This window comes from Spirochaeta isovalerica (assembly GCF_014207565.1).
Taxonomy (GTDB): Bacteria; Spirochaetota; Spirochaetia; order DSM-2461; family DSM-2461; genus Spirochaeta_F; species Spirochaeta_F isovalerica.
The window spans coordinates 129,902-143,799 of the sequence record NZ_JACHGJ010000005.1 but is presented as its reverse complement, the minus strand read 5'-3'; the positions used below and the strand labels follow the sequence as shown (position 1 = coordinate 143,799).

Sequence of the window (13,898 nt, the reverse complement as noted above, 5' to 3'; positions counted from 1 at the left end):
AATGGTTAATTATGTTTAAATTAGAATGCAATTCCTGCAGAAACGAAGATCTGTCCGAAGTCAGTATCGTCAGCAGAGTTTCCGAGCATATCGTCAGCATTTTCCCAACCAAGTGTGAAAGTTACGTTGTCAACGAGCTCAGTAAATGCAACGTTAGCATAGGCAGACATGATAGACGCGCTGTCGAAAGCCCATCCAGCTGCGAATGCAATACCGGAAACAGGAGTAACTGTCAGGTCGATACCAGTTTCCCAACCGATAGTCGCTGTCAGGTCATAGAGACCGAAGAAAGCGTCAGCTGTGAACATATCAGCAGCGTAACCAACAGTCAGTTTTGTGTCGATATCGCCAGCAGCGATGTATCCGTCGAGTCCAACAGTGATAGGATCGAGAGCAAGAGCTACTCCAACACTGGATTCCCAAGAGAATCCACCGTTAACGATACCGTCGAATGCAGCAGTAACTGTAACGGGAGCGAGGTCAGCAACAACCTGAACAGCAAATCCAGTGTCCTGAGTTGCAAGATATCCGTATGCACCAGCGTAAGCAACGTCTACAGTGATGGGAGCCAGGTCAACACCGAGGTTTAAACCGAAAGCAACACCGTCAACCTGATCAGCATCTTCGTAGCTACCAGCCATTCCGAATTCAGCAGCGAAAGTTACAGGAGCGAAAGTCGCACCAACTGTCAGGCTTCCTTTTGTATCAGCAGCAGTGAATTCCATAGGATCGTTATCAACACCAGCTACGTAGTCAGCATCGAAGTCAGCTTCAGACTGGAGCTGTACATAAGCGTTTCCGTTAGTGATTTTAGCTGTAACATCGGGGATAACAACAGCGAATTTCTTGTAGCTGTCGAGAGTGAATGTAGCAGGATCTACTTCATCATCGTATTCGTATACGGGGATAACCATATCTCCGTCTTCATAATCGTTACCGATAGTAAGACCAGCACCTTCAAGAGTGATAACTCCGTACCAGTTTCCTTCTCCCATAGACTCTCCGTCAAGAGTTCCAACAACAAGTTCAACGTTAGAGCTAACTTCGCTCAGCATTCCGTAAACGGAAGTGTCGAGGTTGAAGCCGAAAGATGTTGTTGCTTCGCCGGAAATAGTAACTTCTACTTCAGCGAATACAGGAGCAGCAAGCAAAGCGATAGCTGCTACAAGCATAAAAGCTTTTTTCATTTTTTTCTCTCCTAATTTTCCCGACACAGAGGTCGGTAAACTTTATTTAGATATATCGATGTTACGGCTACTTTGTGTTGAAACTATGAATGTAATGTGAAGATTGTGTGAAGGGTTTAAAAAAGTGAACTTTTTTTGTTACCTGGGAAACTTTTTCAATGTCCCCATATCAGATGAAATAGAAGTTGCTTCAGCAAGACTTTCATTATCCTGATCAAAATATGAAATTGTAATTCTAATGTCATTTTAATATGACAAAGGGAAATAATATGTAATTTTAAATTATAATTGTGTGAAGATTGGGTGAAGATTGTGTGAGTGTTGAGTGCCTTATCTATTGTTTAGCTCGCGCTTCCAAATTGCTCTTTATTTATAACACATATCTTTCGATATTCTATTACCCTTTCTTTGATGAAGCAATATCTTTTTTTTATCTTTCCGTCCCGGCAAATCTGTAGCCGTATCCGCGAACGGTTTCTATCCAGTGGGGATCAATAAGTTTTGATCTGAGGTTTTTAATATGAGTATCAACTGTTCTGTCATATCCCTCGAAAGAGTATTCGAGACAACGGTCGAGAATCTGTTCTCTCGAAACGACTGCTCCTCCGTTTGACGTCAGATAGATAAGGATTTTCCATTCCGCTGTTGTCAGTCGTAAGGGTTTGCCGTTAAGGAGGGCTTTATGAGCATTTTCATCGGTGGCCAGAGTGTTTTCGCCCAGAACCCACTTTTTCTCTTTGACAGCCTGTATGAAGCAGTTCATTCTGCGTAGTATGGCTATAACTCTCAAAGCCAGTTCTTTTGTCGAAAAAGGCTTTACCAGGTAATCATCCGCCCCGACTTCAAAACCGGTTATTCTGTCTGATTCAGTATTGCGTTTCGAGATTATAATAATAGGTATATCCGACTTCTGGCGAATCTCTTTTATAAAGGTAAAACCATCGCCTTCATTAAAGGTCGTTTCAATAATTATCAGATCCGGTTTTCTCGATTTCAAACCGTCTTTAACTCCCGACAGGTCTTTGAACTCCGAAACTTCAAATTCCCAGAGTCTCAGGTAACCTGCTACGGTTTCACGTATTTCATCATCGCTGTCTATTATGAATACATGGGACATATCCCCATATTGACATGACTTTATAAAAAGGACAATGGATGATAGGAAATGTAATGTCAGAGCTTGAGAAAACTTATATCACTGGCTATTATGAACACTTACTAATTATATACAGCCTTACGGGAGTGATTTATGGAAAAAAAAGTCGTATTGACAGGCATCAAGCCGACGGGAATGCCTCATCTCGGGAATTATCTCGGCGCCATCAAACCGGCTCTGAAACTGGCAGAAAAGTATGAAGCCCGCTATTTTATTGCCGATTATCATTCTCTCAATACTGTCAAAGATGCCGACACGCTGAGAGATTATATATATGAAGTCGCTGCTGTCTGGCTCGCAAGCGGTCTTGATCCCGATAGGGTTCTCATATATAAGCAGTCTGCCGTTCCCGAAACTTTTGAACTGACGACTCTCATTAATGCTTTTACTTCAAAAGGTCTGATGAACCGGGCCCATGCCTACAAAGCCCAGGTCGATGTCAACAGGGAAAAAGGAAAGCCCGATGATCACAATATTAATATGGGACTTTATACTTATCCCATCCTAATGGCTGCTGATATATTGTTGTTCGATGCTGACCTTGTGCCTGTCGGAAAGGATCAGGTTCAGCATATAGAAATGGCGGCGGATATTGCCGAAGCGGTCAATAGGAATTACAAAGATCAGCTGCTGACAATTCCCCAGCCATACATTGATGAGTCCACTATGATAATCAATGGACTTGACGGCAGAAAAATGAGCAAGAGTTACGACAATCATATTCCCTTGTTCTGCCCGGAAAAGAAATTGAAAAAATTCTGTAACAAGATCGTTACCAATTCTCAGGCTGTTGAAGAGCCCAAGGATCCCGAAAATTGTAATGTTTTTGCTTTATACAAGCTTTTCGCTTCAGAAGAACAACAGAAAACACTGGCGGAAACCTATCGTGCCGGCGGAATGGGATGGGGATATGCAAAAGGCGAACTGTTTAATGTCCTTAACGAATTTATTTCTCCCATGCGGGAAAGATATAATGAATTAATGAATGATAAATCCTATATCGACAAAGTTCTAACCGAAGGGGCGGAAAAAGCCAGAGAACTGGCTTCCGCAAAGATGGACAGGCTTCGAAAAGCTGTTGGTGTTATCTGAACCATTTCAGAGACTGCTGAGATAGTGTTCTCAGCAGTCTCTTTTTTTATTGCCAGCTCCAGGCAGTCAGTTCTGGCATCTCTTCAAAAAGCTTCTTTTTAATATTTTCCTGATCAGCCAGAGAGATATCCCTGGTGTATCTAGTCATCGTCGCATAATTTTTGGTGCTGTTTTTATATAGTTTCACTATTATTTTTTTGTTTACTATTCGAGCTTTTCCTTCATTTACAAAGAAGGTGAATAGCTGATCTCTAGATCCTCTTTTGCCGCTGTCGTATACAAAGATATATGATACCTCGTATGTTCCCTGTTGCAGGCCACTGAGAAATATATAATTGTCTTTCGTAATTCTAAAATACTTGGAATAACCGGTTTCATCATTGGATACTTCAAACATATAGGATCCGAAAGTGTCCAATTTGGTTTCTTTTAAGAATTCTGTGACAATTACTGCCATAGATTCTTTGCTATCTTTCGGTACAGGCACTGTAGCGCAAGATGTGAAGACTAGAATCGTGATTAAAGCCAATACTATTTTTTTCATTTTTTCCTCTTTTAATCCTTATCCGCCAGAGCGATCATCTCTCTCTGCCAGTTTAATAAATACTGTTCCATTTCGCGATTGTTTCCCTTTACATCGGCGAGAACCCGGAAAACCGGTTCGGTTCCGCTTCCCCGCATCCAGATGTATGAAACCGCGTCACCGGCTTTATTTCTGAAGAGTATTTTCAGGCCGCCTTTTTCCGCGCCGCTGCGGTATTGCGGGCCAACGCCTGTTCTGCTGTGGATCCCTTCATTGTTGATCTCTTCCCAGCTGGTAATTCCGAGCCGTTTATTCAGCTCGCTCCTGCGGCTTTCCCATTCTCGGGGAAAGTTCTCTTCATAGCGTTTTTTCAACTCGCCATGGGATTCTGTTTTAATCCGCATGATCGCCTGATCTTCAAAGGCTGAAGTGGTCGTGTACACCGGGAGAGTTTTAATGATGTCCGATAAGGTACAGTTTCGGACGAACTTGTCCATCTGTCCGCTTTTCCGGCACCAGATTTCAAAAAGGCCCGGCTTTTCCTCTACGGTTTTCAGTGACAGTAATTTCAGCATGGCACCGGCTGTATTCAGGGGATCTCTGACGGCAGCGGGGTAGGTTATATTGCCCCCGTTTGAACCTTCTCCCAGTATGGGGACATTATAACCTTTCTCTCTGAGAGATACTGCGAGATTTACCACATTGGCTTCTCCCACTTCCGCTCTGTGGACTTCGGCTCCGAATTTTCCGGCGATAGCTTCTATCCGCAGGGACGTGGGGCCATTGACCGAAACAGCTGTTTTTCCCGAGGATAATCCTGTCCATTCCTGGAAAGCCAGTTCCGCCAGAACCGACAAGGCAAATACTTCCTGCGCTTCCAGAATCTTCGCTTCTCCGCTTTCGTCTATATAAACGAGGTTTCCTCTGTCACCATCACAGTCCGGCACATATCCCAGCTGGTAGGCCGGGTTTTCTGAATGGGCTTTTTCCAGTTCTTCACGGCAGAGATCGAGCGAAAATCCTTCGGGAACAATACGGTGAACAAAGAGACCGGGTTTATCATTCAGAGTTTTAACCAGAATATTGAGGCTTTCGAGATATTCTTTATCAATGGAAAGGGAGCGGGCGCTTCCGTTGTGTTCCGCAATGATTCCAACCGGACTTTTCTCCGCGGCTGCGGATATGGCTTCCAGAATCTTCTGCTGTTCATCCGGATCATCTGAACCGCTAATGACTCTGTCGGTGAAGATTTTGTAATTGCCATAGCTTTCTTTTTTCCAATAGGACGATTGATTGCAGGTTTTCTCCAGAAGATCCCGATCGGCTGTATCAGCCAGTTCCATTATGTCTTCTATCTGCTCTTCCGATGACAGCACGTCTTTGAATCGGCTGATAAGTTCAGCTGACTGCTGTCCGTCCAGAACGCCGCCCGTATTCAATCCGAATTTTATACCGTTGTGTCCTACCGGATTGTGGCTGGCTGAAATATAGGCGAATCCATCGGTGCGGCCGCTGCGACCGGCCCAGGCCATCGCTTCGGGAGCCGCGCTGATAAAATGATACTGAACTTCCACACCAAGAGCGAGAAAAACTCTGGTCAGAATATCCGCCAGCGCAGGTCCGGTGGGGCGGCTGTCCATGGCTATGGTGACAACAGGGCTGTTTTTGCCGCTCTGTTTTTTGAGAAAGGGGGCGAAAACAAAAGCCATGGCTCCGGCGAGGACTTTATCAGCCCCGGTCAACCCGGCTTCCCGGCTTTCCTCATCGCCCGAAGCGGCGAAAACTTTTCGCCATCCCGAAGCTGAGAGAATCATCGGCTTTAGCGCATCGGCGACTTCTGAGAGGTCCGGCCTGTCCTTACCGAAGGGGATTTTATCTGTGTCGATTATTGTTAAGTCTGTTTTCTTGTCTTTAATAACTGGCATAGCAAAGATTTTAACAGAAAAAACTCTAGAGGTACATCTTGTTGACTTCTTTTATGGAATCGTAATTTTCTACGAAAGTTTTAACCAGATCGGGGTCGAATATCTTGCCTGAATTGTCAGATAAAAAGGCCATGACATTATCTTCCGACCAGGCTTTGCGGTACGGCTGATCATGGCTGAGGGCATCATATATCATAGCCAGAGTCGTGATCCGGCTGCTCAGGCTAATCTGATCCCCTTTCAATCCTTTCGGGTACCCTGTTCCGTCCCATCTTTCATGATGCTGAGCTGCGACCGTGGCGGCATTCTCCAGCAGCTGATATTTTTTGTTCCGGAGGATTTCCTCGCCTTTCACAGTGTGATGACGCATCGCTTCCTTTTCATCAATGGAGAGAGCGGTGCTTTTATGCAATATATTGTCGTTGAGAAGAATCTTTCCCACATCATGCATGGCTGCGGCGATTTTTATTTCTTCGGCCTGTTCCTGGTTCATTCCCAGTTTCTCAGCCAGGCGGAAGGCGATTTCTCCGACCCGTCTCACATGACTGGTATGAGCCGCATTGTGTCTTTCCGTCGCTTCTCCCAGCTTGAAGAGAATATCGTCCCGGGTATTGACCTGCTCCTGGTGGCGGTAATTGTTCTCAAAGGCTATGTTGATGTTACAGGAAAAAAGATCAATCAGATAACGGTCAGTCGATTCCAGTTTATAGGATCCTTCGAGAAGCAGTATGTTCTCCCTGGAACCTCCGGACTGGAAATACCCGACGTAATAGTTGCCATCAAAAAAAGATTCTTTATTGGTCAATGAGCGGCGTATCAGCTTATACACATCTTCGGGAACATTTCCCGCTAAAGTGTCATCGGCAAGTACAGAATATTTTCCTGTAGCGGCGATTATTTTTAAAGATCTATCATCCTCATCAACGGCCACAGCCGATGTTTCCAGATACATGGTGTCTTCTTCCAGTTTCAGGAGACTTGTCAGCTGAAGGAGGATGCCTTCAATAAACTTCCTCATGGAATTGAATTCAAAAATATCCGAAGAGGCATCAATGATCTTGGTCAGCCCCTTGCGGCTTTTGTCCAGAATGACAAGGTCTCTGTAGGCGCGGATTGCCGCTATGAGAGTGGTGTCTAGTTTGGATTTGGTGAGTTCGGTTTTCTGTTTGTAATCATTAATATCATAATTGACAATGACTTCTTTTTCCGGAGCGCTTCCCGGCTGACCTGTTCTCAAAACAATTCTGGTCATGTGGTTGCCCAGCACTTCTCTTATATATTTCACCAGATCCAGTCCCGCCGTCTGGGTTTCCATGACCACGTCGAGAAGAATGACAGCGATATCTCTATGTTCCTCTACAATTTTTCTGGCTTCTCTGCCCGAGTAGGCATCGAGAAAAACGATGTTTCTCTCCTGGAAGAGGAAATCGTCCATCACCATCTTTGTTATCTGATGAATGTCTTCTTCATCATCAACGATGAGAACTTTCCAGCTCTTTCTGGGGGGGAGATTCGTCTGGTCATCTTCTGATTCGTCGGCAAAATGTATAATATCAGACATTTCTTCCAGTATAGGATATCAGAGAATATCCTGCCATCTTATCCCCTCTCCGTCGGGAATTTTTTCTTTTACTGTTTTGCCCAGCACTTCTTTGTAGAATAACGGAGAGATTCCGGGGCGGAGAATCTTCTCAGTTCTGAGCAGGGCGCAGTTTTTTTCTGTCAGTTCTGTTCCCGGTTTCAGAGCTGTCAGGGCATGGAGTGACCGGTTCGTCCTTTCATAATTGTCCCATTCTGATGGGGCCAGCTTTTTTTCTCCGCTTCCGATCACAGCGGAAATCATATCCCTTTCATATGATTTCGAAAGTTCCTTTACGGTTTTTTCAAAGGAATGGTTTTGTGCGTCCCTGACCGCTTTTACCATAGTCGAAAAAGCTTCCGGAGCCAGAGCTATGGGATCATCCAGTCCGTCTGTTTCGTTGGAAAGCGTAAAATGCTTTTCAATTATTGATGCTCCCAGTGCCGTTGCCAGGGCGGGGACCAGGACAGGATCGGTTGAGTGATCAGAGACACCTGCCTGAACACCGAATATCTGGCTGTAGAGGGGAATCAGTTTCAGGTTGTACTCTTCGGGCGGAGCGGGGTAGGCCGTAATGCAGTGGAGCAGCGAAACATCCTTTCTGCCTGTTATGTTCAGGGCGAGCTCGATATCTCCCAGTGTGGAGACTCCGGTGGAAAGAATTATTTTCCCACCGAAAGTCGAGACTTTTTCCAGAAGAGGGTAGTGGTTCAGTTCCGGCGAGGCGATTTTATACTGCGTCGATCCGATATTCTTAAGAATTACAGCGCTTTTGAGTCCGAATGGGGAAGCCAGGAAATCCAGTCCCGATTTTTCAGTCAGGTTCTTCAGCTCTCTGTAGAAGGATTCATGCTGTTCCAGCTTTTTAAAAACTTCATATAAGGGGGTGTCTCCGCCCGGAAGAGGGACAGATCCCGTGTTCCTATGGATAATCTCATCGGCGAAGACAACCTGAAATTTAGCGCAATCGGCGCCTGTCTCAGCGGCCACCCGTATCAGCTCTTCCGCTTTATTCATATCGCCCTGATGGGCTGTGCCGATTTCGGCGATAATATAGGTTTTCTGATTCATTAATTGATTATCGGCAGGTTGAAGGGGTGAGTGGAGAGGGAAGCAGGGTGTAAAAAAGGCGCCCGTGGGGCGCCGTATTTATCATGCAGTAGTCAGTCAGCGGCGGATTTCGGAAAATCCGGTGTATGGAACCAGAGCTTCCGGAATCCTGATTGATCCGTCTTCCTGCTGGAAGTTTTCCATTATGGAAATGATAGCTCTTGAGATGGCGATCGCCGTTCCGTTCAACGTGTGAGCGTGAACGTTGTTCCCCTTCTCGTCCTTATAGCGGATGCCGAGCCGTCTGGACTGGTAGTCCGTACAGTTGGATGTACTGGTAATTTCTCCCCAGTCTCCTTCTTCGCCTCTACCGGGCATCCAGGCTTCCAGGTCGTATTTCCTGTAAGCCGGTCCGCCCAGGTCGCCCGTACAGGTATCGACGACGCGGAAAGGTATATCAAGGGAGGAGAAGATTTCCTCTTCAATTTCTCTCAGTTTTTCGTGGAGAGCGTCTGATTCATCGGCTTTACAGTAAACGAACATTTCGATTTTTGAGAACTGGTGAACTCTGTAGAGCCCTTTGGAATACTGACCGGCCGATCCCGCTTCGCGGCGGAAACAGTGGCTGACTCCCGCCATCAGAATCGGACCGTTTGACAGGTCGATGATTTGCCCGGCATGGTATCCTCCGAGAGTGATCTCCGCCGTACCGACGAGACAGGTTCCCGTTCCTTCTATCGTGTAAATATTGGATTCTTCACCGCGGGGATTGAATCCGATTCCCTCGACGATCTCTTCCCGGGCTATGTCCGGCGTGAGAGTCATCATGAATCCGTGCTTCTGCAGGATATCCAGGGCATATCTGGTAAGGGCCAGTTCGAGAATGACCGCTTCGTTTGTAAGATAATAAAATTTCGATCCGGAAACGCGGGTCGCCGTTTCAAAATCGATGAGTTTGAGGGCTTCTCCCAGTTCCACGTGGTCTTTCGCTTTGAAAGAAAACTGAGGAATGGTTCCGATCCTCCTAATCTCCGTATTGTCCTTGTCCTCTTTACCAACGGGAGCATCGGGATGAGCCATGTTCGGAATCAGAGATGCCTGTTCATTGAGAGACGAGAAGATTTCCTCCGATGAGGCTTCTTTCGCGGCGATCTGTTCTTTGATCGACTTTCCCTCTTCGATAAGAGCCTGGCGGACGTCCTGCTCCAGTTTGCCCTTCATCTTTTTGGCGTTTTCATTTCTCTGACGGCGCAGTTCCTCCAGTTCCTGGAGCGCTTTGTTTCTGGCGTCGTAGAGTTCTACTACTTTATCCGCATCGGCCTGGACGTTCCTGTTGCGGATGTTTTCCTTGACGGCGTCAATGTTCTCTTTGATAAATTTAAGGTCTAACATAGATGAGAATATAGCATTTGAGCGCTCTGAGGTGCAAGTGTGATGACAGAGCGCTCTGTCAGTTTAGAATTTTCGGTGAAAGGGGTATTCCTTCCTCATCCTTATTATAAGAAGAATGGGGATAAGAACATAAGGCAGATTGAGACTGAGAAACTTGGGAACGTTCTGACAGCGCCATTCGGGCTCCCCGAAAAACTCCACTCCGAAGACGATCACTCCCGTTATTACCGAAATAGCCGTTCCGTACATAATCGCCGGCACCTGTATTCTGTTCCAGCCTTTCGAGGCGGCGATGATGAAAAAGACATAAAAAACCGGATAGACGAAAGCTGAGAGTCCCGTGACGAATCTCATCCAGACCGGAACAGGGTGATCGGCCGTAAAGAGAAAGAGGGGATCTGTTTCCCAGGCGTAGTTGTAGTTGGCTCTGGCGATAAAATTGGGACTGTCCGGCGCCATATGAACGCCGATAGTCGGCAGAAGATCGGCGATGCCTGAGGTGACGATAAAGAGAGCGAACATGATTATGAAGAAGATATCGATTGGTCTGTCCCTCAAGGGGAGATTGTTGGGGTCTTTCATGAGGAGATTATGACGGGGGATGGACGAAAAATCAATATGGATATGGGAGAAGGAAATAATCCTTTCTCCCCTAGCCAGGTTACCGGCACCTGAAAAAATATCAGGTGAGCAGGGCTCTCAATTCCTTAACCAGTGATGCGAAGTGCTCCAGCGCCGTTTTTACCGGCTCCGGCTTACTCATGTCCACGCCTGCCAGTTTCAGCGATTCGAGGGGAAATCGGGATCCGCCGGATTTCAGAAAGTTCAGATAATCCTCCTTTTCCCGTTCTCCGCCACCGAGTACCCTTCGGGCCAGCGAAATGGATGCCGAAAGTCCTGTGGCGTATTTGTAGACATAAAAAGCTCTGTAAAAATGGGGGATCCTCAGTCCTTCCAGGTCGCTCGTTTCTTCCAGGATAACCGAGGGGCCGAAATATTTTTCCAGAAGTTTTCTGTATTCGGCGCGCAGCGAGTCAATTGTGAGAGGCTGCCCCTCTTCGACCATTTTATGGCATATATGCTCGTATTCGGCGAACATGGTCTGCCGGTAGACAGTGGCCAGAATATCATCAATCTGATTTCCGATGAGATAGGCTTTCATCTCTTTGGAATCGGTGTTTTTCATCATATAGTCGGAGAGCAGCTGTTCGTTGAAAGTCGAGGCTACTTCCGCTTCGAAAATGGCATAGTTGTAATGCTGGAAAGGATTGTTCTTTACCGAGTACCAGGAGTGCATGGAGTGTCCGCCTTCATGGGCCAGAGTGAACATATCCCGGATATTCTCATCGTTATAGTTCATCATGATGTAGGGCTCGCCGTTATATGTTCCGTAGGAGAAGGCTCCGGACCGTTTCCCTTTGTTTTCATAGCGGTCGACCCAGTTGCCCAGAAGCCCGTCGCGGAGAGTCGATCTGTATTCCTCACCCAGCGGTTCAAGGGCGGAATATATTTTCTCCACGGCTTCTTCGTAAGAGTGTTCGGCTTTAATATCTTTGACGAGAGGCGTCTTGGTGTCATAGATATGCTGTTCATCAAGCCCCAGGACCTCTTTGCGAAGAGCATAATAATCATGGAGGGCTGGAAGACTGTCATTAACGGCCTGAATGAGGCTGTCATATACTTCTTCGGGGACATCGTCGGCGAAAAGACTGGCTTTTCTGGCACTGGAGAATCCCCGGATCGAAGAATTGAAAATATCGGTCTGCACGCTGCCGCCGTAGAGTTCGGCGATCGTGTTCTTATGTTCTTCCAGTTTTCCGTAGAACTGGTCGTATGTTTTCTTTCTGACTTCAGGATCTTCGTTTTGAAGCAGGAGATTGAAAGTGGCGTTAGTCAGGGGCCGGGTTCCCTCTTTCGTATCAATGGTTCCGAAATCCATATCCACATTGGTCAGAGCGTTGAAGGCTTTGTTCGGAGTCGAGGTAAATTCCTGTTGTTTGGCAAGAAGGGTTTCCTCTTTCTCGCTGAGCGTATGAGGTTTGTAACGGAGCAGTTTGTTGAGGGAAATCCTGTAATCGGAGAGTTTCTTATCTGTCATGTAGCTCTTGATTGTTTTGTCGTCGAGAGAGAGCAGTTCGGGGCGGAACCAGCTCGAGGCAGCTCCCGCCTGTGTCGCCACTCTCATGTAGCGGGACATTCTCCCGGTCGATTCGCTGTTTCCCTGATCTTCCGCCTGGCGGAGGAAGGCGTAAACACCCAGTCTCTCATCGAGCTGATCCACTTTGTTCATGTAATCGAGGCAGCTTTTCAGGCTGTCGGAAGAGAGCCCCAGTCTGCCTTTGAAATCCCCCAGAGCGGGGATCATTTTTTCGAAATCCTTCAGTGCTTCTTCCCACTTGGTTTCCGATTCGAAGAGCTTGACCAGGTTCCACTGGTGCTCTTTTTTCACATCTTTTCTTTCGGGTATGGTTTTTGACATATTTTTTTACTCCTTAATTATAATCACATTGATTCGAGGCGGTCCATTATATCTTTAATGGCAGCTCCCGCTTTCCCTCTGTGGGATATGCGGTTTTTCACATCGGCCGGTAGCTGGGCAACTGTTTTGCCGTATTCTTCAAGATAGAACAGGGGGTCATATCCGAAGCCTCCACCGCCGAAGGGTTCGCGGGCTATCTCGCCGGAAAATGTTTCCTGTACTGTGTAGATTCTGTAATCATCGAGCATGAGAACCATGGAACAGACAAAGAAGGCTTTTCTGTCCCGGATGTGTTCCATTTTTTTCAGGAGGAAGTCGTTACGCTCCGGGCTTTCGAGCATTCGCCCCGCTTCTTCCGAACCGTAACGGGCGGAATAGACACCCGGTGCGCCGCCGAGTGCGGGAACGGAGATCCCCGAATCGTCTGCTATGACTGGTCGTTTGACAACTTGATAAAGAGCCCTGGCTTTTATCAGGGCGTTATCCAGATAGGTTTCTCCATCTTCTATGCAATCAAAGGAACTGCCTAAATCGGAAGGCAGCAAAACCCTGTGACCGCTTAAAATTTCAGCAAGCTCTTCTTTTTTGTGGAGGTTGCCTGTCGCTAATACTATTTCCATGATGAAAAGGATAATACCTTTTAGGAAAATAGACTATAGCCGTTTTCCAGATGGTAATCCCTGACTTTTTTGCGAAAATAGTGAAGACCCGAATCGACTGTCCCCTTTGGAACGCCCAGAAGTTCGGCAATTTCGTTGTGAGTCGGCCTCACAGGCACTTTAGATATGTCGCGTCTCGTATCAGCGAGCCTTTTTTTAAGAACGTTGATTTTATCGTGATAAATCGCTTTTTTGGCGGGGTTCAGTTCTTCAGAGAGTAGCAGCTGGTAATACTGAAGCTTCGAAAAGTAGTTATTTCGCTTCTCCCTCAATATGGTCAATCTTCCGCTTCGGCTGTGAAGCATTTCGTTAATTCTGTCTTTAAGAGCGAGAAGCCAATCGCTGTCATATCCTGTCATACGGGAGAATTGTTCCATTTCTCTATCGCTGATGTTCGGCGTGTCCATGAGAACCAGGTAAAGCAGTCTTTTGCGGGAAGCATTGCTTTTCAGATTTATCTCGATCCTGTTTATTTCGCTCTCTTCGGAAGCCTCAGAAAAAAGATCTTTGATTTTAATTTCTTCTTCCCGCACCTCCACGGCCATAAGGTGCTTTTCCTTTTTCAGCTTGGATAGATAGGAACGGGAGTGCCATTTCAGCGTTTGATTCAGCAGGGCTTCAAAGGCCCGGCCCTGGTAGGTGAAGTTGTTAATCAGCCCATTAATGCGGCTGTAAAAACTGAGATAAAAATCACATTTATCCTCTTCTGACAAAGAGCTGATCCGGTTGGGATAGTTGTAGATGATCAGACTGATGCGTTCGATCAGGGCATCGTAGCCTTCTCCTGTATCCTGATATTTCAGCACAGCCTCTGTAATTGACTCCATTCTGTTTGTCCTCCGATGTACTAATTTAC

12 protein-coding genes are annotated in these 13,898 nt (G+C 46.4%); 1 reads left to right on the top strand and 11 read right to left on the bottom strand.

Annotated features, from left to right (window positions below; all coding sequences use genetic code 11):
- Positions 1-20 precede the first annotated feature (20 nt).
- Together HNR50_RS13615 and HNR50_RS13610 are read right to left on the bottom strand one after the other, a co-directional pair.
- Complete coding sequence (locus HNR50_RS13615; protein WP_184747320.1) at positions 21-1,187, bottom strand: hypothetical protein; 1,167 nt, start codon at positions 1,185-1,187, stop codon at positions 21-23.
- Between the two features lie 430 nt (positions 1,188-1,617).
- Positions 1,618-2,304, bottom strand: coding sequence for a response regulator transcription factor (locus HNR50_RS13610; RefSeq protein ID WP_184747319.1), 687 nt, complete (start codon positions 2,302-2,304; stop codon positions 1,618-1,620).
- Positions 2,305-2,436: 132 nt separating this feature from the next.
- Here HNR50_RS13610 and HNR50_RS13605 point away from each other — a divergent pair, with 132 nt between their 5' ends.
- The gene (locus HNR50_RS13605; protein ID WP_184747318.1) at positions 2,437-3,435 is read left to right on the top strand and encodes a tryptophan--tRNA ligase; all 999 of its coding nucleotides are present in this window, start codon (positions 2,437-2,439) and stop codon (positions 3,433-3,435) included.
- A gap of 46 nt (positions 3,436-3,481) precedes the next feature.
- Here the strand turns inward: HNR50_RS13605 and HNR50_RS13600 are convergent, their stop codons facing one another.
- From HNR50_RS13600 to HNR50_RS13560, 9 genes are all read right to left on the bottom strand, one after another.
- On the bottom strand, positions 3,482-3,979 hold the full coding sequence (locus HNR50_RS13600) for a hypothetical protein (RefSeq protein WP_184747317.1): 498 nt from the start codon (positions 3,977-3,979) through the stop codon (positions 3,482-3,484).
- Between the two features lie 11 nt (positions 3,980-3,990).
- Entirely contained in the window at positions 3,991-5,883 is a 1,893-nt protein-coding gene (locus HNR50_RS13595; protein WP_184747316.1) for a phosphoglucomutase, read from the bottom strand.
- A gap of 25 nt (positions 5,884-5,908) precedes the next feature.
- Positions 5,909-7,444, bottom strand: a complete 1,536-nt coding sequence (locus tag HNR50_RS13590) for a DUF3369 domain-containing protein (protein WP_184747315.1) — start codon at positions 7,442-7,444, stop codon at positions 5,909-5,911.
- Positions 7,445-7,462: 18 nt separating this feature from the next.
- Positions 7,463-8,533, bottom strand: coding sequence for an N-acetylneuraminate synthase family protein (locus HNR50_RS13585; RefSeq protein WP_184747314.1), 1,071 nt, complete (start codon positions 8,531-8,533; stop codon positions 7,463-7,465).
- A 96-nt stretch (positions 8,534-8,629) separates the two neighbouring features.
- Positions 8,630-9,904, bottom strand: coding sequence for a serine--tRNA ligase (gene serS, locus HNR50_RS13580; RefSeq protein WP_184747313.1), 1,275 nt, complete (start codon positions 9,902-9,904; stop codon positions 8,630-8,632).
- A gap of 63 nt (positions 9,905-9,967) precedes the next feature.
- Entirely contained in the window at positions 9,968-10,486 is a 519-nt protein-coding gene (locus HNR50_RS13575; RefSeq protein ID WP_184747312.1) for an EXPERA domain-containing protein, read from the bottom strand.
- Between the two features lie 100 nt (positions 10,487-10,586).
- Complete coding sequence (gene pepF / locus HNR50_RS13570) at positions 10,587-12,383, bottom strand: oligoendopeptidase F (RefSeq protein ID WP_184747311.1); 1,797 nt, start codon at positions 12,381-12,383, stop codon at positions 10,587-10,589.
- A 23-nt stretch (positions 12,384-12,406) separates the two neighbouring features.
- Positions 12,407-13,003 carry an RdgB/HAM1 family non-canonical purine NTP pyrophosphatase gene (rdgB, locus tag HNR50_RS13565; RefSeq protein WP_184747310.1) on the bottom strand — a complete coding sequence of 199 codons (597 nt, stop codon included), beginning with the start codon at positions 13,001-13,003 and terminating at the stop codon, positions 12,407-12,409.
- A 20-nt stretch (positions 13,004-13,023) separates the two neighbouring features.
- Positions 13,024-13,869: a hypothetical protein gene (locus HNR50_RS13560; RefSeq protein ID WP_184747309.1), complete on the bottom strand. Its 846-nt coding sequence runs from the start codon at positions 13,867-13,869 to the stop codon at positions 13,024-13,026.
- Positions 13,870-13,898 lie beyond the last annotated feature (29 nt).